This is a genomic window from Azospirillaceae bacterium, assembly GCA_028283825.1.
In the GTDB taxonomy this organism is placed as follows: domain Bacteria; phylum Pseudomonadota; class Alphaproteobacteria; order Azospirillales; family Azospirillaceae; genus Nitrospirillum.
In genome coordinates, this window is the sequence record JAPWJW010000003.1 from 2,405,795 (window position 1) to 2,429,421 (window position 23,627).

Sequence of the window (23,627 nt, forward strand, 5' to 3'; positions counted from 1 at the left end):
GGTCACACCCGCCGCTTCAGGCCGCGATGGTCGGCGCAGCCGCTGATGAAGCCCCGCATCACCTGGTGGAACTCCGGCTCATCCAGCAGGAAGGCGTCGTGGCCCTTGTCGGTTTCGATCTCCACGAAGCTGACGTTGGCGGCCACGGCGTTCAGCGCGTGCACCACCGCCCGCGACTCCGACGTGGGGAACAGCCAGTCGCTGGAGAAGCTGGCCAGGCAGAAGCGCACCGGCGTGCCCTTGGCGCCCACGCGGAAGGCCTGGGCCAGCTGGCCGCCGTGCTCCGCCGCCAGGTCGAAATAGTCCATGGCGCGTGTGATGTAGAGGTAGCTGTTGGCGTCGAAGCGGTCGACGAAGCTGGCGCCCTGGTGGCGCAGATAGCTTTCCACCTGGAAATCGGCGTCGAAGCCGAAGGTGATGGCCTGGCGGCTTTGCAGGTTGCGGCCGAACTTGCGGTGCAGCGCCGCCTCGGACAGGTAGGTGATGTGGGCGGCCATGCGCGCCACGGCCAGGCCGCGCGCCGGGCTGGTGCCTTCCAGCAGATAGGCGCCGCCGCGCCATTCCGGATCGGCCATGATGGCCTGGCGCCCGACCTCATGGAAGGCGATGTTCTGCGCCGAATGGCGGGCGGCGGTGGCGATGGGCACGGCGGCGAACACCCGCTCCGGATAGGCCACCGCCCATTGCAGCACCTGCATGCCGCCCATGGATCCGCCGATGACGCAGAACAGCTGGGCTATGCCCATGGCGTCGATCAGCAGCCTCTGCGCCCGCACCATGTCGCCGATGGTGATGACGGGGAAATCCACGGCATAGGGCTGGCCCGTGGCGGGGTTGGTGTCGTGCGGCCCGGTGGACCCCATGCAGCCGCCGATGACGTTGCTGCAGATGACGAAGAAGCGGTCGGTGTCCACCGCCTTGCCCGGGCCGACCAGCGCCTCCCACCAGCCGGGCTTGCCGGTGATGGGGTGGGTGTCCGCGACATAGTGGTCACCGGTCAGGGCGTGGCACACCAGCACGGCATTGGACTTGTCGGCGTTCAGGGTGCCGTAGGTCTGATAGGCCAGGGTGAAGGGGCCCAGCTGCCCGCCGCCGTCCAGATCCATGGGCCGGTCGGCACCCAGCACGATGCGCTGGCCGGGCAGGACCAGGGCGGGGGCATCGGGGCTGTTGGCGGGCGCGGGCGGTACGATCATCTCGGGCGATCCTGGAAACCAGCCCGAATGACTAGGAAGGCGGGGCAGCGTCGTCAACGTTTTCTTTGATTTTACGGGGGGCAGGCTCTAAGACTCAGACGTTTCAGGTCAGGAATTCGAAATACCCTCCATGCCCCCCGCCAGCCCTTCGCTCGACGCCCTGCGCCGTGAAATCGATGAAATCGATGCGGCCATCCACGATTTGATCATGCGGCGCGGCCGGGTGGTGGAGCGCATGGCCCATTCCAAGGCCGGCGCCAAGGTCTTCATCCGCCCGGGCCGTGAGGCCAGCATCCTGCGCCGCCTGATCGGCCGCCACCAGGGTGCCGTGCCGGTGGCCGCCATCGTGCGCATCTGGCGTGAAATGATCGCCGCCATGACCCTGATCCAGGGCCCGTTCGCGGTGGCGGTCTACGCCCCCGGCGACGACCGCGGCCTGTGGGACATCGCCCGCGACCATTACGGCACCGTCACCCCGCTGACCCCGGTGAACACCACCCAGGGCGTGCTGCGCGCCCTGGCGGACGGCAGCGCCACCGTCGGTGTCGTGCCCGTGCCGCAGGAGGAGGAGACCGACCCCTGGTGGCGTTTCCTCATCAGCGATGACACCAAGACGCCCAAGATCATCGGCCGCTTGCCCTTCACCGCCCGCCCCGGCGGCCAGCGTGAGGGCGGCGACGCCCTGATCCTGGGCGCCGTCCCGCTGGAGGCGACGGGCCAGGACCACACCCTGCTGGGCGTGGAACTGGCGCAGGACATGAGCCGCGGCCGCCTGAAGGACATGATGGAGGCCGCCAGCCTGCCCGTGGGCTGGTTCCGCATCTTCCACCAGCCGGGTGGTGGCGGGTCCGTCCACCTGATCGAGGTGGAGGATTACGTGGATGGCAACGACGCCCGCCTGGCCGCGCTGGCGGAGAAGCTGGGCGACGCCCTGGTGCGTGTCCTGCCCGTGGGCGCCTATGCCCTGCCCGTGTCGCTGGAGCCGTCGCGCAAGGCCTGACCGGAAGGGGCTCCCGAGTCGCGCAGGGCATGCGCCCCCGATTCGCATAAGGCTTTGATAAGACTCATAGCTATCCTTACCTGGAGGCGGGTTTCGAGTCGCACCCGCCGCCCACGCCCCTCCGCCACCAGCGGTAAAAAGGGGCCGGCCGCCCAAGAAGAAGACCCTTACGTCCTGCCAAGAAGGTTGCTTGCCGCCATGTCCGCACCCGTCCCCAACCCCGGCATTCTCGACATCCATGCCTATGTGGGGGGGGAGGCGCATGCGCCGGGGGCCGCGCGGCTGATCCGCCTGGCCTCCAACGAGGGGGCCCTGGGCCCCAGCCCCAAGGCGGTGGCGGCCTACAAGGATGTCGCGGACCAGATCCACCGCTATCCCGACGGCGGCTCCACGGCGTTGCGCACCGGCCTGGCCCAGCGCTTCGGCCTGGACAGGGATCGCATCGTCTGCGGCAACGGCTCCGACGACGTGTTGCAGCTGCTGACCCGCGCCTACGCCGGCACCGGTGATGAGGTGCTGCACAGCGTCCACGGCTTCGCCATATATCCCATCAGCGCGCGTTTCGCCGGCGCGACGCCGGTGGCGGCACCCGAGACCAACCTGAAGACCGATGTGGATGCCATGCTGGCCCGCGTCACGCCGCGCACCCGCGTCGTCTTCATCGCCAACCCCAACAACCCCACCGGCAGCTACCTGAACGGGCAAGAGTTGCGGCGCCTGCACGCCGGCCTGCCGGAGAACGTGCTGCTGGTCATCGACGCCGCCTATGCCGAATACGTGGACGCGGCCGACTACACCGACGGCGCCGACTTGGTCGATGAATTCAGCAACGTCGTCATGACCCGCACCTTCTCCAAGATCTTCGCGCTGGGCGGCATGCGCCTGGGCTGGGCATACTGCCCGGCGGCGGTGGCCGACGTGCTGAACCGCGTGCGTGGTCCCTTCAACGTGGCGTCCAGCGCCCAGGCCGCCGGCCTGGCGGCGCTGGAGGATACGGAGTTCCTGGAGAACAGCCGCCGCCACAATGCCCAATGGCGGGAATGGTTCGTCGGCCGGGTGCGCGACCTCGGCCTGGTGGTCCACCCGTCCGTTGCCAACTTCGTGCTGATCTCCTTCGCGGAGCAGGCGGGCGACCGCGCCGACGCCGAGGGGGCCCGCCAGTTGCTGAAGTCGCGCGGCATCCTGGTGCGGCAGATGGGGTCCTACGGCCTGCCGCATTGCCTGCGCGTCACCATCGGGCTGGAGGATGAGATGCGGGCCGTGGTGGCGGGCCTGGCCGACTGGGTGGCCGGCAAATGAGCGCGCCGCTTTACAACCGCGTCTGCATCATTGGGCTGGGGCTCATCGGCTCCTCCCTGCTTCGCTGCCTGATGGACGACCGTTCGCTGGCGGTTGAGGTGGTGGCCAGCGACCGGTCGGATACCGTCTGCGCCCGCGTGGCGGAACTGGGCATCGCCGACCGGGTGGAGAGCGACGCTGCCAAGGCGGTGGCCGGCGCCGACCTGGTGATCCTGTGCACGCCCGTGGGCGCCTATGCCGACGTGGCGGCGCTGATCGGCCCGCATCTGGCGCCGGGCAGCACGCTCAGCGACGTCGGTTCCGTCAAGCAGGCGGTGGTGCGCGACGTCGGCCCCCATGTGCCGGACGGCGTGCATTTCGTCCCCGGCCATCCCCTGGCCGGCACCGAACACTCCGGCCCCGACGCCGGCTTCAAGGAACTGTTCCGTGGCCGCTGGCTGATCCTGACGCCGCCGCCCGGTACCGACACCGATGCCGTGGACCGGCTGGGCCAACTGTGGGCCGCCTGCGGTTCACAGATCGAGGTCATGGACGCCAGCCACCATGACCAGGTTCTGGCCATCACCAGCCATCTGCCGCACCTGATCGCCTACACCATCGTCGGCACCGCCACCGACCTGGAAGAGACGACGAAGTCCGAGGTCATCCGTTTCTCCGCCTCGGGTTTCCGCGACTTCACCCGCATCGCGGCGTCCGATCCCGTCATGTGGCGCGACATCTTCCTGAACAACCGCGAGGCGGTGCTGGAGATGATCCAGCGCTTCACCGAGGACCTGACCGCCCTGCAACGCGCCATCCGTTGGGGCGAGGGCGACAAGCTGTTGGAGCTGTTCACCCGCACCCGCGCCATCCGCCGCTCCATCATCGACGCCAAGCAGGCTTGATCTAAGCTGTTCCCTCAGGCGGCGGGCGGCCCCATCCGGGGCCTTTCCTTATCCTCGATTTCCAGTCCGCCTTCGGCTCCCCGTAAATCTCCGGCGGACGCAGTCGCGTCCTTGGGAAAGTTCGGACATCGGATGGGGCAGGGCGTTATTCCAACGGCACGAGAGTGACTCGTGCCGTTGCAGGCTGCGACCGCAGCCGCCGGAGCTTTCTGGGGAGCCGAAGGCGGACTGGAAAGCGAGGAAGCCCAAGCCGGCGGATGCCGGCGCCCGGCGCTTGAGGGGGCCTTTGAACTAGAGCATTTTGAAATAAGGCTGAATCGGTAAGGGGGATTCCCATTTATTTGGGCCTCTGATTCACTGCGTCTGTCTTGAGATGGAGGCAGTGGCGATGGGTCGTCCGTATTCAATGGATCTTCGTGAACGGGTAGTGGCCGCAGTTCAGGGGGGCCTGTCGCGGCGTCAGGCGGCGGCTCGGTTCGGTGTGAGCGACAGCGCGGCGATCAGGTGGATGAAGCGCCTGAACGAGACGGGTGACGTCGCCCCTGGTCAGATGGGCGGTCACAAGCCCAAGAAGATATCCGGTGACCATCACACCTGGCTTGTTGCGCGCTGCCAGGAGCGGCCCTTCACCCTGGCCGTCCTGATCGCGGAACTGGGGGAACGCGGCCTGAAGGTCGACTACCGTTCGGTCTGGGAGTTCGTCCGTGGCCAGGGGCTGACTTATAAAAAAAGACGCTGGTCGCCAGCGAGCAGGACCGCCCCGACGTTGCCCACCGACGAGCGCAATGGGTGAAGCACCGGGCGTCGGTCGATCCGTCCCGCCTGGTGTTCATCGACGAAACCTGGACCAAAACCAACATGGCGCCACTCCGAGGATGGGGGCCGCGCAGTGAGCGCCTTGTCGGCAAGGCGCCCTTTGGCCATTGGAACACCATGACCTTCCTGGCCGCCCTGCGCCATGACCGCATCGAGGCTCCTTGGCTCTTGAACAAGCCCGTCAACGGCCAGCGCTTCCAGGTCTATGTCGAGGAGGTTCTCGCTCCGACCTTGAGCAAGGGCGATGTCGTCATCATGGACAACCTTCCCTCCCACAAGGCCAAGCCCGTTCGCAAGGCCATCCGCGACGCCGGCGCTAAGTTAATCTTCTTACCAAAATACTCCCCGGACATGAACCCCATCGAGAAGTTCTTCTCCAAGCTCAAGCATTCTTTGCGTGAGGCCCAGCCACGATCTATCGAGGCCCTCTGCAAGAGCATCGTAAAGACCATGGATACTGTTACGCCAGCGGAATGCTCAAACTACTTCAAAAGTTGCGGGTATGGACCAACCTAAAATCATAATGCTCTAATAAGTTCAAAGGCCGCGCAATCAGTGCCAATCGACGGTGGGGTAGTGCCATACCGTGAAGGGGCCGACCTGCAGCTTGTGGTTCTGCAGGGTGATGGGCAGGTGCACGGCCGGCGGGCCGCCGTTGGCGTTGGGCTTGGACAGCATGGCCATGCCGGCGCGGACCATCGCCGCCTGGTTGCTGTTTTCCATCAGGCTTTCCAGGCCGGATGCCTCGACCGCGCCCGACCCCTGGGGTTGCAGGCTGGTGTCCAGCGCCAGGGTGGCGTTGGCCGCCAGGCTGAGGTCGCCCCAATCCAGCTTCAGGCTGTCCAGTTCCACGGTGCCGCCCTCCTTGGACCAGGGGCTTACCGCCTCGGCCGTGGGGGTGGTCGGCAGGGGGCCCTGCACCCGTGCCGAGACGACCAGGCGCCGGATGGTGGTGCCCAGGTTGCGCACCGGCGGCACGGTCAGGCCGGACACGTCCAGGTGCAGGGTCAGGCCGGTGCCGGTGTGGTCGGCGGGCGGCACGGCTGGCCGGATCAGTTCCAGGGAGAAGCTGTCCACCGGATAGCTGCCGGCTGGAATCACGCTGGCCGGGGTGGGCGCTGGCGCCGGGGGCGGCGCGTTGGGATCGGTCGCCGCCTCTGTGGTAGGTGCGGGTGTGGGCGTCGGCGTCACCACCACCGTGGCATGGTCCAGGTCCACCTTCACCGACCGTGGCACGCCCGTCGCCAGATCCAAGGCCACCCGGCCGCCGGCGACGACGGCACCGACATCCAGCGCCGGGCGGGCGCCTTCGGCCGGCAGGGCGGCGTGGCCGCCCTTGGCCAGGGTCAGCGCGATATCGTCCAGACGCCAGATGGGGGCGGAGGCCTTGACCGTCTCGGCCGACCAGCTGAGACCGCCCGGCTTTTCCACCGTCACCTGGTCGGCGGTGATGGTGATGCCCAGGGGAAAGCCGCCCAGTGACGGCGGCTGATAGCTGACGGTGGCGCCGGCACCCCGCGCGGCCGCGGCATTCTTCTCCAGCAGGACCAGCAGCCGGCCGGCCATCTGGTGCCACCAGACGGCGTATCCCGTGACCAGGACCAGAACCAGGAAAAGCACGACGGTGACGGGGCGGATGCGCATAGAGGGGTCCTGGAAGGGGGCCGGCGACAGGCGGTTTCGGGTTTTGATCAGGCCATGGCCGCAACGGCTTGGCAAGGTCGGCTCCCGGGGGCGGACTTCAGTCTTAGACCGGGATTGGGACATATACGGGGCAAGCAGGCGTTCCTGGCATCATTGCGGCCGTGCGTGCGTCAGGGCCGGACGCCATCTGGCGATTGACGGCGGGCGCGCGGGGCGCCAGGGTCGATGTCCCGCCGTCCACTGTCCGCGTGTCGCCTTGCCTACCCCCGTTTCCCGCATCGCCGATCCCTACCGCGCCATCGGCGTCGCCGACGATACCGACGTCTGGGTGTTCGGTTACGGCTCCCTGATGTGGAACCCGGGTTTCGCGCATGTGGAAAGCCGCCAGGCCACCGTGCGTGGCTGGCACCGGGGCTTCAGCGTCTATTCCGTCCGCCATCGTGGCACCCGCGCCTGCCCGGGCGCCGTGCTGGGCCTGGATCGCGGTGGCGCCTGCCGGGGCCTGGCCTACCGCGTGGCGGCCGACGCCGCACCGGCCGTGCTGGATTATCTGTGGGAGCGGGAGATGCAGAACGCGGTCTATGAGCCGCGCCTTCTGGCGGCCACGCTGGATGACGGCCGCCGCGTCGCCACCGTGGCCTTCACCGTGGTGCGCGGGCATGAGCAATACTGCGGCCGCCTGCCCCCCGACGACCTGGCCGGCCTGATCCGCCAGGGCGTGGGCGAGAGCGGGCCCAACATCGACTATCTGGTCAACACCGTCCGGCACCTGCAGGAACTGGGCATCCGCGACCGCAAGCTGGAAGGGCTGGTGGAGCGGGTCAGGTCGGCGTCGTGACACCCCCGTCGCCGTCGCCCTTGCCGGCGAGCAACCGGCCCAGTTCGACTGCGGCGTTGTCGGTGGTCCGGGCGTCCTGGCGCACGCGCAGGCCCAGGTAGACGGACCGGACGGCGCCGCTCACCAACTTGAGCGGCCGCAGGGTGCCGTCCTCCACCTCCCGCCGGATATGGTCGGACGGCAGCCAACCATAGCAGAGGCCGTGGCGCACCGCGTCGATCGCCGATTCCACCGTGTTCATCCGCCAGACCCGCCCGGGGGGTGGCACCTCTTCCCCCAGCGGTTCCATGCCGCGGATTTCGACGCGGGGATGACGGGCCAGCAGGGCGGCACCCAAGGGCTGGCCAGTGGTGTTGAGCGCATGGTCCGCATGGGCCACCGCGATCAGGCGCACGTCGGCGACCGGGTCGATGTCGCGCATCCCCGGGGGGGCGATCAGCACCGCCACGTCGTAATCCTCCGCCGGCACGTCCCGCACCGTCAGGCGGACGGTTTCGGCCAGGTGGATTTCGGTGTCCGGGCACAGGTCCGCGAAGGAACGCAGCGCCCGGAACAGGCGGGCCTTGGGGAACAGCGTGTCGACCAGCAGGCGGATGCTTTCCGTGGCGCCGCCGGCGATGCCGCGCCCGCGCCGCTCGATCCGCGCCAGATCGTCGATCAGCGGCGTGGCCTCCGCCAGCAGGGCGGCGCCCGCCTCCGTCAGCGCGGCGCGCCGGCCGTGCAGCGCCAGCAGATCCACCCCCATCGCGTCCTGAAGGCGTGCGATGGCGTAGCTGACCGATGACTGGCTGCGGTTCAGCTTCGCCGCCGCCGCGGCATAGCCCCCTTCCTCGACGACGGCCCGCAGCACGGCCCATTGCTCAATGGTTGATCGCGGCAAGGTGGTCATGAGCTTTCCAGAACATCGGATAATCCGATTAATTAAAGCCTTAAATGCGACTGGATGCCAGAATTAATAGATGTATCGTGGTTCTCGAAACCCAAAGATGGAGATATGAAATGTCCGACGCTTTTGAGTCCACCAAGCCCGAGGAACTCACCGGGTTCGTGGGCAAGCATTTCATCTACACGTATGCCAACGGGTGGCAGTACGAACTGTATGTGAAGAACGACCGCACCATCGATTACCGCATCCACAGCGGCATGGTGGGCGGACGCTGGGTCCGCGACCAGGTCGCCCACATCGTTCGGCTGTCACCGGACGTGTTCAAGATTTCGTGGGATGAGCCCACCGGCACGACCGTCAGCGTCGCCTTCAACCCGGCCGACCGCAAACTGCACGGCGTCATCTTCTTCCCGCGCTGGGTGGCGAACGACCCGGGCAAGACCGTCTGTTTCCAGAACCAGCATGTGGACCAGATGATGGCCTATCGGGACGCCGGCCCGACCTACCCGAAGCTGGTGATCGACGAATTCGCGGCCATCACCTTTCAGGAGGATCGCGGCGCGAATGATGAGACGGTGATCGCCTGCGCCCCGTCGGAACTGCCGGAAGGCTACGCCGCCCGGCGGAATTGAGCTTTAGGAACGGAAGCGAGGGGAGGGCTGCAATGAATCCGAAGGGGGCTTTGATGACGGGCACGTCCATGCCGGCCCTCGCCGGATCGGTGCAGCCCGCCATCGCCGGACCGGTGGAATAGGCCAAAGGCCGGGTCTGGAATAGCTCGAGGCAGGAGACGCTCTCAATAATCCACGTCGCCGCCTATCAGATAGATCGTGTGATGGTCCTGATCCTTCAGGATCGCCGATCCCCCCATATCCAGTGTCCAATGATATTCTTTTTTATCTTTGGTGGTCAGAGATCCTTCAGCGGTGCATTCTGTTATTGTCGCTGCTTCCCAGAACAAATTCCTATCTATCTGTTTTGATTTTCTAATCCATTTGGCGACGTTATTCTCTTTAACGGAGAATTTCTGGCAAGCGGCTTTAATTTCTTCATGTTCTTGTTTGGCTGGTTCGTAAATTCCAGTCCTGGAAACGGTTATGGAAGATACGATGAGTGGCTTCGGTTTTGCCGAGGCAGAAAATGACATCATGACGGCGGCGCATAGAAAAATCGATGGCAGGGGCTTCACCATTTTGCGCTCTCCGCCTCATGTGGATCTTTGAATGAGACATCCGGATGGCGATATATTTCATTTGTCGGGACGCTAAATTTTAATCTTAGTTCCCTGACAAGCCATTCTAACGATTGATTTTGTTGGAAATTGACTTCCTCATACGGCGGGTTTTTATCGGTGTCTGATTTTATGACGCCGCCCACGATTTCAATACCAATGGAATCCTCATTCGCAGGAAAGCGATCAGGAAATTTCTTGGTTCGTTCGATCTTCTGGGCTTCTGAACCCGCCGGATGGCTGATCAGTAGTTTAGCCTCCACTGGTGCGCAGGTATGTGCGAGCAGGCATCTCGCCCGTAGTTTCCCAACATGCCATACCTTCCAGGAGAGGGAGGCGGTTTGGAAAACAGTGCCGTCTTTGTCGATTAGAAAATGCGCGCCGTCTGGGGCGGGGGTCTTGTAGCTGTTTAGTGTGGATTGTGCTGTAAACGCACCTGTTTGGTGAACGATGATGCCGTGAATCGCCGTCATCGTTCCGTGCTTAAGATTGAAATAGGGCGTTTTTTTATTTTCGGATCAACCGCCCAGCCATCGTCATCGATCACCATTTCCCATACCCCTGGCAGAGGTTGTGCTGGAAATGATCTAGCATCGCGCTGCTGACCGACAAGAAGGCGGAATTGATAGGGTCGGTTGTGGGTGAGGTGCCCTTAAGCCTTACCTCTCCGCCGCTTTAGTCACGGTGCAGGATCAGCACCCGGGTGTCGCCATAGCGGCGGTCGTCCACCTCATTGAATCCCGGCGGTGCGGCGAAGGTGTCATCGCCGCCGATCTCCACCACGCACAGGGCGTCGGGTGCCAGCCAGCCGGCGGCGGACAGGGCCTCCAGCGCGCGCGGGGCCAGGTCCTGGCCGTAGGGCGGATCCAGGAACACCAGCTGGGCGGCCTGCCGGGCGACGGGCGGCTTGGCGGCGTCACCCTGGATGAACTGGCAGCGCGGGGTTTCCTTCAGCGTGGTGGCGTTGGTGCGCGCCAGATCCAGCGAAGCACGGCTGCTGTCCAGGAACAGGGCCGCTTCCGCCCCGCGCGACAACGCCTCCAGGCCCAGGGCGCCGGTGCCGCAGAAGGCGTCCAGCACCACCCGGCCCTCCACCGTGGGGCCGTCGTCGGCGAAGAAATCGCCATGCTCCAGGATGTTGAACAGCGCCTGACGGGTGCGGTCGCTGGTGGGCCGCACATCCCGCCCCGTGGGCGCCGCCAAGGCGCGCCCGCGATGCCGTCCGCCGACGATACGCATCAGCCTTTGCGACCCTTGGCCGGGGCACCCTTGGGTGCACGCGCCTTGGGGGCGGCATCCTTATTCTTGGGCGCACCCCTGCCGGTGCCCGTCGGGCCCTTGGCGTTGGCGCGCGCGGGCTTCTCACCACGCGGCGCTTTGCCCACCGGGTCGGCTTTGCCGGCGAAGATTTTGCCCGCAGGCGCCTTCCCCCGAGCCGTCTTGCCGGTGGGCCGCTCATCAGCGGGCGCCTTGCCGGCGAACGTCTTGGCGGTGGGGGCCTTGGCGCCCGTGCGCTTGGGCGGCGTCCGCGCATCGACGCGGTCACCCAGGCTGGGGGCCGCCTTCGCCGCTGCCGGCCGTGTCGCCGGCTTGCGCGGGCGACGGGCGGGGGCGTCATCCGCATCGTCGTCCGGCGCGCCGTCCAGTGCCCGGTCCAGGGCGCGGGCCAAGGCGCGCGCCTTGTCGGCGGCGCTGTCGCCGGTGGTGGGCGGGCGCTTGGCGCGCACGGCCGCATCGGCCGGGGCCGAGGGACGATCCGTGGCACGGCCGCGCGCCGGGGCGCGGGTGGCGCGCGGCGCCTCCGCGGTCTCATCCCGGCGGGGACGCGCGGGCAGCGCCGTGGCCTTGGCGAACGATTTTTCAGCCGCCGTCTTGGCGGTCCTCTTCTCACCCGCCGCCTTAACGGCCGGCTTCTCACTGGCCGCCTTCGCGGCCGGCTTCACCTTCGGCGCCTTGTCGAAGCGCAGGGCCGGCACGTCCGCCTTGGCCTTCTCGCCCGCCGCCAGGGCGCGGGCATCCTTGCGGTCCTGTGCCGAATCCTTGGGGAAGAACTGGGGCAGCTGGTCGCGCAGCACGCGGCGCGGCACCTCTTCCACCTCGCCGCGTTCCAGCTTGCCCAGCTGGAAGGGGCCGTAGGAGACGCGGATCAGGCGGTTTACCGTCAGGCCCAGATGCTCCAGCACCTTGCGGATCTCACGGTTCTTGCCTTCGCGCAGGGTCATGGTCAGCCAGGCGTTGCTGCCTTGCTCCCGGTCCAGCACGGCCTCGATGGGGCCGTACTCGATGCCCTCGATGAAAATGCCTTCGGCCAGCTTGGCCAGCCGGGTCGTGTCCGGGCTGCCGTGCACGCGCACGCGATAGCGGCGCGGCCAGGCGGTGGACGGCAGTTCCAGATGGCGGGCCAGTTCCCCGTCATTGGTCAGCAGCAGCAGGCCTTCGGTGTTCAGATCCAGCCGGCCGATGGAGATGACGCGGGGCATGCCCTCGGGCAGGCGGTCGAACACGGTGGCGCGGGCCAGCTCGTCGCGGGCGCTGGTCACCAGGCCGGCGGGCTTGTGATAGCGCCAGACGCGCGTCGGCTCCTGCGCCGGCAGCACCTGGCCGTCGACGACGATGCGGTCGCCGGGCTGGACGTTGACGCCGGGGCTGGTCAGCACCTGGCCGTTCACGGCGACGCGGCCGTCGGCGATCCAGCGTTCGGCGTCGCGGCGCGAACACAGGCCGGCGCGCGCTAGGCGCTTGGCGATGCGTTCGCCGGACTTGTCGGCGGCGGACTTGTCGGAAGATTTGGTATCGGGCATGGGCGGGACTGTATGCGCGCCGGCATGCCTTGCCAAGCGCCAGGCGTGTGGGGCCCGGCCTCTTTCACCACATGGCTGTCCCCACCGCTTGACGGCCCGCGGCCCCCTGTTCCAGGCTGGGGCATGCCGCCTGAGACGCCTGACCCCGCTTCGCCCATGGAACGCGCCTTCGCCGAGGCCGCGTCGGCCGCCGCGCGGGGGGAGGTGCCGGTGGGCGCCGTCATCGTCGATCCCGCCACCGGGACCATCCTGGCCGCCGCCTCCAACCGGACGGAGGAACTGGCCGACCCCACCGCGCATGCCGAGGTGCTGGCCATCCGTGCGGCTTGCGCCGCCGTGGGCCAGCCGCGCCTGCCGGGGCTGGATCTGTATGTGACGCTGGAGCCGTGCGCCTTGTGCGCCGCCGCCATCAGTTTCGCCCGGCTGCGGCGGGTCTATTTCGGCGCCTATGATCCCAAGGGCGGGGCGGTGGAACATGGCCCCCGCTTCTTCACCCAGCCCACCTGCCACCATGCGCCCGACACCTACGGCGGCTTGCAGGAACGGCGCGCCGCCGCCCAATTGCAGGATTTTTTCAGGGAACGCCGTTAGCCTGCCACCGTTGCCTTGGGGGCCGCGTGCGAACATAGGACGCGACGGCGTCCGCCGGAGTTTTCCGGGGAGCGTCAGTGGACTGGAAAACGAGGAAGCCCCAAGCGGCCGGATGGCCGCGCCCGGCGACTGAGGGACGTTTGTCAAAATAAAGGACAACCGCATGCCGCTCTACCGCGACGACTACGGCGCCTTCTACTGGTCCTTGCGCGGCGATGTGACGGGCGAGGTGGTGCGCGACACGCCTTTTCACAAGGACGCCGGCACCCGCGTGCAGCGGGTGCGGCCGGAACAGCAGGGGCGCATCCTGTGGACGGCGCGGGCCATGTTCGCCCTGTTGGGGCTGGAGGCGCTGACCGTATTGGCGCTGGCCGTCGGGTTGTTGGTCATCCCGCCCGGCTGGCCGGCGGCCCTGGCGTTGAACGCCTTCCTGCCGGGCACCGTGCTGTCGGAACTGACGGTGTCGGTGCTGCTGCCGTTGTCGTGCGAATGGACGACGGTGCGCCACCCCTTGCGCATCGTCGCGCATCAGGCGCCCAGCCTGCTGCTGGCGCCCTTGCTGCCCATCCTGGGGCCCCTGCTGCATGTCGCGGCCGTGGCCGTGATCATGTGGCGCGATGGCACGGGGCTCCTGGCCCTGCGGACCTTCCTGGGCCGGACGGACCTGTGGGAGCGGGGCGTGCTGGCGCTGGCGGCCTTGGCGCTGGGCGTCCTGGCCGGCTGGCTGATCCGCCAGTGCGCGGTCGCCTGGATGGCGTCCCGCCGCCGTCCCGCGACACCCACCCCCGGCCTGCGGGTGGCGGCGTCGCGGGACCGGCGGGTGGGCCGGGGCGATTAGGCCTCCGGCTTTTCTTCCGTCGCTTCTTCCACTTTGGCCGCTTCGCCGGCGGCCTTGTCGGCGCGATAGGCGTCGAAGGCGATCTTGACCGAGCGGGCGGTCTCGCTGTCCGGATACGTGGCGGCCCACTGGTCGGCCAGGTCGGCGGCGGCGTCGCCGTTGCCGCCCTGGGCCATCACGGTCAGGCAGCGGGCATAGAACTGCTGCGGCACCGGGTGGGTGGGGGTGGTCTGCACCAGCACCCAGATGATCTGCGCCGCCTCATCCGTGCGGCCCATGGCGATCAGGGTGTCGGCCAGGGCCAGGCGGGCGTCGCCCTGGGACGGATCCAGGCTGGCGCAGGCGTGGAACTCCGCCGCCGCCGCGTCCAGGCGGCCGGTGTTGCGCAGCACCAGGCCCAGGTTGAAATGGGTCTCGGCCCGGTTGGGGTCGATCTCCAGCGTGTGGCGCCAGGCGTCCTCCGCCCCGGCCAGGTCGTTGGACTGGCCGCAGGCCACGCCCAGGGCGTGCCAGGCCTCCGCGAACTGCGGGTTCAGTTCCACCGCGCGGCGGAAGCTTTCGATGGCCTCGGCCGTCTTGCCCTGGCCCAGCAGGGCCATGCCCAGGTTCTGGTGGGGCGGCGGATGGTTGGGGTTCAGCGACCGCGCCTTCTTCAGGCAGGTCACCGCCTCATCGAACTTGCCCAGGCCCTGCAGCACGGCGCCCAGGTTGGACCAGGCGATGCGCACCTCCGGGATGGCGGCATAGATGCGGATGATGGCGCGGTAGGCGTTCTCCGCCTCCTTCAGCCGGCCCTGGCGGTGCAGGTCGGCTGCCACCCGCATGTCGTTGGTGAAGGGCGCGTTGGCGCTCGCGTCCTTGGAGATTTCGGAAATGCGGCGGCGACGGTCCTGACGGTTCATCTCTATGGTGTCCTTGAAAATCCTACGGGGGCCTGCCTCATGGGGTGTTTGAGGTCAGGCCCGCGCCCCTGCTTCCCCTGAAGACGGACCTTACAGGCCCGCCTTCTCCCGCTCAATCGCACGCCAGCCGATGTCCCGCCGGCAGAAGCCTTCCGGCCACCGGATGCGGTCCACCGCCTGATAGGCCAGGGCCTGCGCCTGGGCCACGGTCCGGCCCACGGCCGTCACGCCCAGCACCCGGCCGCCGTTGGCCAGCACCGTGTCGCCATCCGCCCTGGTGCCGGCATGGAAGACGGTGACGCCATCCACGGCGCCAGCCTCATCCAGGCCGCCGATGACGGTGTTCTTCACGTAATCGCCGGGATAGCCATCGGCCGCCATCACCACGCACAGCGCGGGCTCGTCGTGCCAGCGCAGATCCACGTGGTCCAGCTGGCCGTCGCAGGTGGCCAGCAGCACCGGCAGGATGTCGGACTTCAGGCGCCGCATCAGCACCTGGCATTCCGGGTCGCCGAAGCGGGCGTTGAATTCGATCAGGCGCGGCGTCGGCCCGTTCGGGCCGGGCTCGATCATCAATCCGGCGAACAGCACGCCCTTGAACGGCGTGCCCTCGGCCGCCATGCCCTTGACCGTGGGTTCCACGATCTCGCGCATCACCCGGTCCTGAAGCTCCGGCGTCAGCACGGGGGCGGGGGAATAGGCCCCCATGCCGCCGGTGTTGGGGCCCTGGTCGTTGTCGAACACCCGCTTGTGGTCCTGGGCGCCCACCAGGGGCAGCGCATGCGTGCCGTCGCACAGGGCGAAGAAGCTGGCCTCCTCCCCCTCCATGAACTCTTCGATCACCACCTCATCGCCGGCATCGCCGAAGCGGCCGTTCAGCATGGCGTCGTCGATGGCGGCCAGCGCCTCATCCAGGGTCATGGCGATGACGACACCCTTGCCGGCGGCCAGGCCGTCGGCTTTCACCACGATGGGGGCGCCCTGTTCGGTGGCGTAGGCCTTGGCGGATGCGGCATCCGTGAAGCGCTTATAGGCGGCGGTGGGCACGCCGTACTTGGCGCAGATGTCCTTCATGAAGCCCTTGGACCCTTCCAGGGCGGCGGCGGCCTGGCTGGGGCCGAAGGCCTTGATGCCGGCGGCGGTCAGCCGGTCCACCAGGCCCAGCACCAGCGGCTGTTCCGGGCCCACCACCACCAGGTCCACGGCGTTGGCGGTGGCGAAGGCCACCAGGCCGTCCACATCGTCGGCCTTGATATCGACGCAGGCCGCCACATTGCGGATGCCGGCGTTGCCGGGCGCGCACCATAGGGTGCCGCACAGGGGGGAGGCCTGGATGGCCCAGCACAGGGCATGCTCCCGCCCGCCGGATCCAACGACAAGGATCTTCATCACGCCTACTCCCGGATCCCGATTCCATCTGTTGCGCGGGGGGTTGTATCATGCCCGCGCCATGACTCAAGACTTCCCCGACTCATCCATCCCCCCCGCCGCCGATCTGGGCTATGCCGCCACCAAGCCGGTGGCCGGCGGCAACCTGCCGGAGCTTTCGGTTTCCGACCTGTCGCGCGCGCTGAAGCGCACGGTGGAGGAGACGTACGGCTATGTCCGCGTGCGGGGCGAGGTCAGCCAGCCCAAGCGCGTCTCCTCCGGCCATCTCTATCTGCGCCTGAAGGATGACCAGTCGGTGATCGAGGCCGTGTGCTGGAAGGGCACGGTCATGCGCCTGTCGGTGAAGCCCGAGGACGGGATGGAGGTGATCTGCACTGGCCGCCTGACGACCTACCCCGGCCGCTCGCAATACCAGCTGATCATCGAGACGATGGAGCTGGCGGGCGAAGGCGCCCTGCTGAAGATGCTGGAGGAGCGCCGGCGCCGGCTGGCGGCGGAGGGGCTGTTCGATGCCCAGCGCAAGCGGCCGCTGCCCTTCCTGCCCCAGGTCATCGGCGTGGTGACTTCGCCCACCGGCGCCGTCATCCGCGACATCCTGCACCGCCTGGCCGACCGTTTCCCCCGGCACGTCCTGCTGTGGCCGGTGGCGGTGCAGGGCGAGGGGGCGGCGGCCCAGGTGGCCCGCGCCATCCAGGGCTTCAACGCCATCGCGCCCGGCGGCCCGGTACCCCGACCCGACCTGCTGATCGTGGCGCGCGGCGGCGGCAGCCTGGAAGACCTGATGGCCTTCAATGAGGAGATCGTGGTGCGGGCGGCAGCGGCCAGCCAGATCCCCCTGATCTCCGCCGTCGGGCATGAGACCGACACCACGCTGATCGACTTCGCCTCCGACCGCCGGGCGCCCACGCCCACCGCCGCTGCCGAGATGGCGGTGCCGGTGCGGGCGGAGCTGCTGGCCCAGGTGATGGAAAGCGGCCGCCGCCTGGAAGGGGCGGCGGGCCGCCTGTTGAATGAACGCCGCTCACGGGTGGAAGGGCTGGGCCGTGGCCTGGGCGACCCGCGTGCGCTGCTGGAGGGGGCCGCCCAGCGGCTGGACGACCGGGGCGAACGCCTGGGCCTGTCCATGACCGGCCTGATCCGCCGCCATCGGACGGAAGTGGCGAAGCTCAGCGCCGGCCTGCGTCATCCGGCCCAGGTGCTGGCCATGGCCCGCACCCATCTGGACCTTGCCAGCCGGGGCCTGGCTGGCGGCGTCACCCGCCTGATCGCCGATCGTGCCAATCGCGCCCAAACCCTGGGCCAGCGCCTGACACCCCAGCCCCTGGTGCGCCGGGCGGAGGAGGGCGGGGTGCGCCTGGCCGACCTGGGCCGCCGGCTGGATGCCAGCTTCGGCCGCGCCGTGGCCGATGGCGCCCGCCGGCTGGAAGGGCAGTCCAAGCTGCTGGAGACGCTCTCATACCGCGGGGTGCTGGCGCGCGGTTTCGCCCTGGTGACGACGGCCGAGGGCCATCCCGTCACCCGTGTCGATCAGGCCCCGGCGGGCGAACGGGTGCGGGTGGAGTTCATCGATGGTGCCGTGGGCGCCCTGCTGGACGGTGAGGCGCCGGCCAAACCCGCCGGGCCGCCCCGCGACTCGGCGCCCACGCCGAAGCCCCGCGCGCCCGGCCGGCCCGGCGGCCAGGGCAGCCTGTTCTGATCCACGCCGTCCCCTTTTTTATAGGCCGCGACCGCGGCCGCCGGAGCTTTCTGGGGAGCCGAAGGCGGACTGGAAAGCGAGGACAAGGCAAGGGCCCGGATGGGCCCGCCCGCCGATTGAGGGAACGACTTAAAACTAGAGCATTTTGAAATAAGGCTGAATCGGTAAGGGGGATTCCCATTTATTTGGGCCTCTGATTCACTGCGTCTGTCTTGAGATGGAGGCAGTGGCGATGGGTCGTCCGTATTCAATGGATCTTCGTGAACGGGTAGTGGCCGCAGTTCAGGGGGGCCTGTCGCGGCGTCAGGCGGCGGCTCGGTTCGGTGTGAGCGACAGCGCGGCGATCAGGTGGATGAAGCGCCTGAACGAGACGGGTGACGTCGCCCCTGGTCAGATGGGCGGTCACAAGCCCAAGAAGATATCCGGTGACCATCACACCTGGCTTGTTGCGCGCTGCCAGGAGCGGCCCTTCACCCTGGCCGTCCTGATCGCGGAACTGGGGGAACGCGGCCTGAAGGTCGACTACCGTTCGGTCTGGGAGTTCGTCCGTGGCCAGGGGCTGACTTATAAAAAAAGACGCTGGTCGCCAGCGAGCAGGACCGCCCCGACGTTGCCCACCGACGAGCGCAATGGGTGAAGCACCGGGCGTCGGTCGATCCGTCCCGCCTGGTGTTCATCGACGAAACCTGGACCAAAACCAACATGGCGCCACTCCGAGGATGGGGGCCGCGCAGTGAGCGCCTTGTCGGCAAGGCGCCCTTTGGCCATTGGAACACCATGACCTTCCTGGCCGCCCTGCGCCATGACCGCATCGAGGCTCCTTGGCTCTTGAACAAGCCCGTCAACGGCCAGCGCTTCCAGGTCTATGTCGAGGAGGTTCTCGCTCCGACCTTGAGCAAGGGCGATGTCGTCATCATGGACAACCTTCCCTCCCACAAGGCCAAGCCCGTTCGCAAGGCCATCCGCGACGCCGGCGCTAAGTTAATCTTCTTACCAAAATACTCCCCGGACATGAACCCCATCGAGAAGTTCTTCTCCAAGCTCAAGCATTCTTTGCGTGAGGCCCAGCCACGATCTATCGAGGCCCTCTGCAAGAGCATCGTAAAGACCATGGATACTGTTACGCCAGCGGAATGCTCAAACTACTTCAAAAGTTGCGGGTATGGACCAACCTAAAATCATAATGCTCTAATCAGGCCAGCGCCGGTGGGTCCACAGCCACTGGCCGGGGTTTTCCAGCACCCAGCTTTCCAGCAGGCGGTTGACCTCCACCGTGATGGCGCGGATGTCGGTGGGGCGATCACCGGTGCGCGGCGGCAGGTCCATGGGCGGCCAGACCTGGATGCGGAAGCGGGCGCCCTTGGCCAGGCGCGTCACCCGCATCGGCGCCACCACCGCGCCGTGGCGCACCACCACGTCGCCGGTGATGGTGCTGGTCATGGCGTCGCGGCCCAGGAAGGGCACGGCCAGGCCCTCGTTCAGTTTCTGGTCGGCCAGGATGCCCAGCACGCCGCCCGCCCGCATGGCGGCCAGGATGCCCTTGGCCGAGGCGCGACCCTTGGGCACCAGGGTGGTGCCCAACTCCCCGCGCGCCTGGGTCAGCAGCCGATCGACCGAGGGGTTGTTGGGGGCGCGATAGATGGCGGTCATGGTCTGGCCGCACTTGAAGACGGTCATCGCCACCAGTTCCCAGTTGGCGAAATGGCCGGTCAGGATGACGCCGGGCTTGCCGTCGGTTTCCAGGTTCCGCACATTTTCCGCCCCGATCAGTTCCACCCGCTGCTCCCACTCGCGTGAGATGGTCTTCAGGTGCGGGTATTCGGCCATGGTGCGGCCCAGGTTGTCCCAGCATTCCAGCGCTATGCGGTGGCGGGCGGCCTCATCCAGGTGGGGCAGGGCCTTGGCCAGGTTGCGCAGGACCTTAGCGTTGCCGCCCAGCAGCGGGCCCAGCGTGCGCCCCACCCAGCCACCGAAATCGGACGCGGTGTCGGCCGGCAGCAGGCCCAGCAGGCAGAACAGGGTGCGGACGCCCAGTGCTTCCAGCGGATAGCCCAGCGTGCTGGTCAGCTTGCGGCGAAAGGCGCTGTGATTGGCCATGACTGCCCCGTTGCGGCCCGGCCACGATGGCATGGGGCGCATTGTTCTGGGAATGGAATGATCCGATCCCAGGCAGGGGCCCAAGCCCGTGATGAAGGCGCGCAGGATGGATGCCGCCCGCGCCCAAACGCCGGCGGCGCGTAAAGCTATCGGGTGCTTTTTGCCGCAGGTCAAGGGAAGGCGTCCCAAAGTCAGGGGAACGCGAAGGGTGGTCTCAGTCCGGCCAGCGGTTATGGCTCCACATCCACTGGCCGGGCTGGGCCCGCACCCAGGATTCCAGCAGGGCGTTGACCCGGGCCATGCCGGCGAAGGTGCCGGTGGCGCGGTCGCCCGCCTTTTCCAGCACCATGGGTGCCATGGCCTCGACCCGGAACAGGGGGCCCCCCTTGGTCGCCGGCAGGCGCGTCACCCGGACGGGAACGATGGGCGCCTCATACCGCAGGGCCAGGTCGGCGGTGAAGGCGCCGGTCATGGCATCGCGCCCGAAGAAGGGCACGGGGATGCCCTCGTTCAGCTTCTGGTCGGTCAGCACGCCGATATGGCCGCCGCCGCGGATGGTGGACATCAGGCCGCGTGCGGATTCGCGGCCTTTGGGCACCAGGAAACCCTGCAGCGGGCCCCGCGCGCGGGCCAGCAGGCGGCCGACCCAGGGGTTGTTGGGTGCCCGATAGACCATGGTCAGCGGCAGGCCCATCTTGTGACAGGCCAGCGCCGCCATTTCCCAGTTGGCCAAGTGGGCGGTGATGCAGATGCCGGGGCGGCCGTCGTCGCGCAGCGCCCACAGATGTTCAGCACCCACCATCTCGATCCGCGCATCCCATTGGGCGGAAATGGTCTTGATGTGCGGATATTCCGCCATGGTGCGGCCCAGGTTTTCCCAGGACTGGCGGGCGATGGCCCGGCGCTGTTCTGGCGTCAGTTCCGGCATCGCCCGTTCCAGGCGGCGCAACACCTTGGCGTGGCCGCGCAGGCGTGGGCCGACCGTGCGGCCCGCCCAGGCGCCCACGCTTGACGCCGCCTCCACCGGCAGCAGGCTCAACACGCCGTAGATCAGGTAGACGGCCACCGCTTCCAGGCGATGGCCCACGGTACGGCTGAAGGCGCGGCGCAGACGGCTATGGTTGGCCATGGCACGCGGCATTGCAGATCAGGCGATGCATGCTCGAAAACGGTCCTGCCGGGGGGCGCTCAGCGGCGCATTGCCCCCACAACACGGTCCAGCGCACCGATCTCGTCGAACGCCAGCGTCACCGGCAGGGTGAAAACGGCGCTTTGCAGCGCGGCAGGCAGTCGCACCCAGTCCTTTTCCGTCGTCAGCGGCACCGCCCCCTGGGCTTCCGCCCGGGCCAGCAGGTGGGCGATTTCGTCCCCCGTATAGGGATGATGATCGGCGAAGGAGACTGTTTCGATAACGGAAAGGCCTAGCTCACGGCAGGTATCGAAGAACTTCTGGGGCCGGCCGATGCCGGCGAAGGCCAGCACCGGCCGGCCGGCCAAGGTCGCCGCCACCGCCGCGTCCGGTACCAGGCGGGCCGTCAGCACCGGCAGGCCGGGGGCCAATGCCGCCACCTGCGCCGTGGCGCCGGTGCGATCCGCCCCCACCAGCACCAGGCCCTGCGCCCGGGCCAGGCCGTCGGCCAGATCCTCGCGCAAGGGGCCGGCGGGAATGACCCGGCCGTTGCCGAAGCCCGCCCCGCCATCGACCACCAGCAGCGACAGGTCCTTGGCCAGACGCGGGTTCTGGAAGCCGTCGTCCATCACCACCGCTTCGGCCCCGCCGGCCCGCGCGGCGCGGGCGCCGGCCAGGCGGTCGGCAGATATCCAGGCGGGGGCGCTGGCCGACAACAGCAGGGGCTCGTCGCCCACATCGGCGGCACTGTGCCGGGCGGGATCGACCTGGAGGGGCCCCGTCAGGCGTCCGCCGTATCCACGGGATAGGTAGTGGGCGGCTAGGCCCCGCGCCCGCAGGTGCCGCATCACCGCCTGGGCCAGCGGCGTCTTGCCCGCCCCGCCCGCCACCAGGTTGCCGACGCAGATGACGGGGATGCCGGCGGACTGCGGCACCGTCCCGGCCTGCCGTCGCCGCGCACCCGCCGCGTAGGCATGGCCCAGCGGCGCCAGCAGGGCCGCCGCCAGCCCGGGGGGGCGGTACCAGAAGCCGGGCGCCCTCACGGGGCTGCCGCCTTCAGCGAAACGTCCTGGTGCAGGCCGGCTTGGGCCAGCAGGGGCGCCAGGGCGGCCATCACCCGGTCCACCGCACCCCTATTCTCTTCCGCCACGGCCAGGGCGGCCTGGGCCTGGGCGTCGCGGCGGATGGGATCGGTCAGCAGCTGGCGCACCGCTTCCGCCAGGGCATCGACATCGGGCGCCCGCACGGCGCCGCCCGCCGCCTCCAGCGCTGTGGCGATCTCCGCGAAGTTCTGCATGTGCGGGCCGTAGATGACGGCGGCCCCCAGTTGCGCCGGTTCGATGGGGTTGTGTCCGCCCACCGGCACGAACGACCCGCCGATGGCGGCCACCGGCGCCAGGCGGAAGAACAGGCCCAGTTCCCCCAGCGTGTCGGCCACGTGCACGGGATCGGCCAGGCCGGGCAGCTTGCCTTCCGACCGGCGGCTGACCGTCAGCCCCTGGGCCTGGATGGCCGCCGCGACCGCGGCCCCCCGCGCCGGGTGGCGGGGCACCACCACGGTCAGCAGGCCGGGGATGCGGTGGGTCAGCATGCGGTGCACCTGTGCCGCCAGCGCGTCTTCACCCGGGTGGGTGCTGGCGAAAACCCAGCGCGGCCGTCCGTCGGTGGCCCGGCGCAGGGCCGACAAGGCCTGGGTGTCGGCCGGCAGGGGGGATGTGGAGTATTTCAGGTTGCCGACGCAGCGCACGTCGCCCAGGCCCAGGTCGCGCAGGCGCCCCGCCTCCAACGCCGTCTGCGCCAGCGCCAGGCGGAAGGTGGACAGCAGGCGGCGGGCCGTGCGCGGCGCGCGGCGCCAGTTGCGGTGGCTGCCCGCCGACAGCCGCGCGTTGACCAGGGCGGTGGGCACGCCGTCCCGGCGCAGGCGGCGCAGCAGGTTGGGCCAGAATTCCGATTCGATCCACAGTGCGGCGTCGGGGCGCCAATGGTCGGCGAAACGCTTCACCGCCGCCGGCAGGTCCACCGGCACGAACTGGTGGATGGCGCCCGGCGGCAGGCGCTGGGCCATCAGGGCGGCGGAGGTCACGGTGCCGGTGGTGACCAGTACGGTGGGCGCCGGCGCCAGGGCCAGCAGCCGGTCGATCAGCGGCAGCACGGCCATCGACTCGCCCACGCTGGCGGCATGCAGCCAGATCAGCTTGCCCGCCGGACGGGGCAGGCCGGGATGGCCCAGCCGTTCCCCCAGGCGCCGGGGGTCCTCCTTGCCCGCGGCCAGCCGGCGGGCAAGCAGGCGGCGGACGGCGGGGCCGGCCAGGGCGGTCAGCCCGCGATAAAGCGCTTCCAGCATGGGGTGGGGTTCGGACCGTGAAGTGGGGGGCCACCCTACCACCCGG

At 68.4% G+C, this 23,627-nt stretch carries 22 protein-coding genes and 1 pseudogene; 10 read left to right on the forward strand and 13 right to left on the reverse strand.

Translation table 11 applies throughout. The annotated features are described in order from the left end of the window. Nucleotides 1-2 precede the first annotated feature (2 nt). Nucleotides 3-1,196 (reverse strand): homoserine O-acetyltransferase, encoded by a 1,194-nt coding sequence (locus PW843_23070; GenBank protein MDE1149447.1) that lies wholly within the window; start codon nt 1,194-1,196, stop codon nt 3-5. Nucleotides 1,197-1,326: 130 nt separating this feature from the next. Here PW843_23070 and PW843_23075 point away from each other — a divergent pair, with 130 nt between their 5' ends. The 4 genes from PW843_23075 (at nt 1,327) to PW843_23090 (ending at nt 5,711) form a co-directional block, all read left to right on the forward strand. Continuing rightward, nucleotides 1,327-2,196 (forward strand): chorismate mutase, encoded by an 870-nt coding sequence (locus PW843_23075; GenBank protein MDE1149448.1) that lies wholly within the window; start codon nt 1,327-1,329, stop codon nt 2,194-2,196. 198 nt (nt 2,197-2,394) lie between these two features. Further along, nucleotides 2,395-3,495 carry a histidinol-phosphate transaminase gene (gene hisC, locus PW843_23080; GenBank protein ID MDE1149449.1) on the forward strand — a complete coding sequence of 367 codons (1,101 nt, stop codon included), beginning with the start codon at nt 2,395-2,397 and terminating at the stop codon, nt 3,493-3,495. Beyond that, complete coding sequence (locus tag PW843_23085) at nt 3,492-4,379, forward strand: prephenate/arogenate dehydrogenase family protein (protein MDE1149450.1); 888 nt, start codon at nt 3,492-3,494, stop codon at nt 4,377-4,379. The genes hisC and PW843_23085 overlap by 4 nt, the downstream gene beginning before the upstream one ends. A 388-nt stretch (nt 4,380-4,767) precedes the next feature. After that, nucleotides 4,768-5,711, forward strand: a protein-coding gene (locus tag PW843_23090) for an IS630 family transposase (GenBank protein ID MDE1149451.1) whose coding sequence is annotated in 2 segments (ribosomal slippage) — nt 4,768-5,103 and nt 5,106-5,711 — 942 coding nt in all. Because the reading frame shifts where the segments join, the coding sequence is not laid out codon by codon here. Nucleotides 5,712-5,747: 36 nt separating this feature from the next. Here PW843_23090 and PW843_23095 read toward each other — a convergent pair. Further along, a complete protein-coding gene (locus tag PW843_23095) occupies nt 5,748-6,839 on the reverse strand; it encodes a DUF2125 domain-containing protein (GenBank protein MDE1149452.1) in 1,092 nt (363 codons plus the stop codon). A gap of 256 nt (nt 6,840-7,095) precedes the next feature. Between PW843_23095 and PW843_23100 the strand changes: the two genes are divergently transcribed. After that, nucleotides 7,096-7,677, forward strand: a complete 582-nt coding sequence (locus PW843_23100; protein MDE1149453.1) for a gamma-glutamylcyclotransferase — start codon at nt 7,096-7,098, stop codon at nt 7,675-7,677. Here PW843_23100 and PW843_23105 read toward each other — a convergent pair. Then, nucleotides 7,661-8,566 carry a LysR family transcriptional regulator gene (locus PW843_23105; protein ID MDE1149454.1) on the reverse strand — a complete coding sequence of 302 codons (906 nt, stop codon included), beginning with the start codon at nt 8,564-8,566 and terminating at the stop codon, nt 7,661-7,663. The genes PW843_23100 and PW843_23105 overlap by 17 nt on opposite strands. Before the next feature lie 110 nt (nt 8,567-8,676). Here PW843_23105 and PW843_23110 point away from each other — a divergent pair, with 110 nt between their 5' ends. Continuing rightward, a complete protein-coding gene (locus PW843_23110; protein ID MDE1149455.1) occupies nt 8,677-9,195 on the forward strand; it encodes a phenolic acid decarboxylase in 519 nt (172 codons plus the stop codon). Between the two features lie 164 nt (nt 9,196-9,359). On the opposite strand, the gene PW843_23115 is transcribed toward PW843_23110, so the two are convergent. The 4 genes and pseudogenes from PW843_23115 to PW843_23130 all read right to left on the reverse strand — a co-directional run bounded on the left by PW843_23115 (nt 9,360) and on the right by PW843_23130 (nt 12,595). Continuing rightward, a complete protein-coding gene (locus tag PW843_23115) occupies nt 9,360-9,755 on the reverse strand; it encodes a hypothetical protein (GenBank protein MDE1149456.1) in 396 nt (131 codons plus the stop codon). Beyond that, nucleotides 9,749-10,267, reverse strand: coding sequence for a peptidoglycan recognition family protein (locus PW843_23120; GenBank protein MDE1149457.1), 519 nt, complete (start codon nt 10,265-10,267; stop codon nt 9,749-9,751). Before PW843_23120 ends, PW843_23115 begins: the two co-directional genes overlap by 7 nt. Before the next feature lie 202 nt (nt 10,268-10,469). Continuing rightward, nucleotides 10,470-11,033 (reverse strand): 16S rRNA (guanine(966)-N(2))-methyltransferase RsmD, encoded by a 564-nt coding sequence (gene rsmD / locus PW843_23125; protein ID MDE1149458.1) that lies wholly within the window; start codon nt 11,031-11,033, stop codon nt 10,470-10,472. Nucleotides 11,034-11,851: 818 nt separating this feature from the next. Next, nucleotides 11,852-12,595, reverse strand: a pseudogene (locus tag PW843_23130) (pseudouridine synthase). Nucleotides 12,596-12,718: 123 nt separating this feature from the next. Between PW843_23130 and PW843_23135 the strand changes: the two are divergent. Together PW843_23135 and PW843_23140 are read left to right on the forward strand one after the other, a co-directional pair. Continuing rightward, complete coding sequence (locus tag PW843_23135; protein MDE1149459.1) at nt 12,719-13,186, forward strand: nucleoside deaminase; 468 nt, start codon at nt 12,719-12,721, stop codon at nt 13,184-13,186. 163 nt (nt 13,187-13,349) lie between these two features. Beyond that, nucleotides 13,350-14,024 (forward strand): hypothetical protein, encoded by a 675-nt coding sequence (locus PW843_23140; GenBank protein MDE1149460.1) that lies wholly within the window; start codon nt 13,350-13,352, stop codon nt 14,022-14,024. Here PW843_23140 and PW843_23145 read toward each other — a convergent pair. Together PW843_23145 and purD are read right to left on the reverse strand one after the other, a co-directional pair. Further along, complete coding sequence (locus tag PW843_23145) at nt 14,021-14,926, reverse strand: tetratricopeptide repeat protein (protein MDE1149461.1); 906 nt, start codon at nt 14,924-14,926, stop codon at nt 14,021-14,023. The genes PW843_23140 and PW843_23145 overlap by 4 nt on opposite strands. Before the next feature lie 90 nt (nt 14,927-15,016). Then, nucleotides 15,017-16,315, reverse strand: a complete 1,299-nt coding sequence (gene purD / locus PW843_23150) for a phosphoribosylamine--glycine ligase (protein ID MDE1149462.1) — start codon at nt 16,313-16,315, stop codon at nt 15,017-15,019. Nucleotides 16,316-16,376: 61 nt separating this feature from the next. On the opposite strand from purD, the gene xseA reads away from it, so the two are divergent. Next, nucleotides 16,377-18,011 carry an exodeoxyribonuclease VII large subunit gene (xseA, locus tag PW843_23155; GenBank protein MDE1149463.1) on the forward strand — a complete coding sequence of 545 codons (1,635 nt, stop codon included), beginning with the start codon at nt 16,377-16,379 and terminating at the stop codon, nt 18,009-18,011. 232 nt (nt 18,012-18,243) lie between these two features. Beyond that, nucleotides 18,244-19,187 (forward strand): IS630 family transposase gene (locus tag PW843_23160; protein MDE1149464.1). Its coding sequence is split into 2 segments (ribosomal slippage): nt 18,244-18,579 and nt 18,582-19,187, totalling 942 coding nucleotides; the frame shifts between segments, so codons are not numbered across the junction. A 12-nt stretch (nt 19,188-19,199) separates the two neighbouring features. Here the strand turns inward: PW843_23160 and PW843_23165 are convergent. The 4 genes from PW843_23165 to PW843_23180 form a co-directional block, all read right to left on the reverse strand. After that, nucleotides 19,200-20,108 (reverse strand): lysophospholipid acyltransferase family protein, encoded by a 909-nt coding sequence (locus PW843_23165; GenBank protein MDE1149465.1) that lies wholly within the window; start codon nt 20,106-20,108, stop codon nt 19,200-19,202. Between the two features lie 214 nt (nt 20,109-20,322). Then, entirely contained in the window at nt 20,323-21,237 is a 915-nt protein-coding gene (locus tag PW843_23170) for a lauroyl acyltransferase (protein MDE1149466.1), read from the reverse strand. Nucleotides 21,238-21,296: 59 nt separating this feature from the next. Beyond that, nucleotides 21,297-22,280 carry a tetraacyldisaccharide 4'-kinase gene (gene lpxK / locus PW843_23175; GenBank protein ID MDE1149467.1) on the reverse strand — a complete coding sequence of 328 codons (984 nt, stop codon included), beginning with the start codon at nt 22,278-22,280 and terminating at the stop codon, nt 21,297-21,299. Further along, nucleotides 22,277-23,581: a 3-deoxy-D-manno-octulosonic acid transferase gene (locus PW843_23180; protein ID MDE1149468.1), complete on the reverse strand. Its 1,305-nt coding sequence runs from the start codon at nt 23,579-23,581 to the stop codon at nt 22,277-22,279. The genes lpxK and PW843_23180 overlap by 4 nt, the downstream gene beginning before the upstream one ends. Nucleotides 23,582-23,627 lie beyond the last annotated feature (46 nt).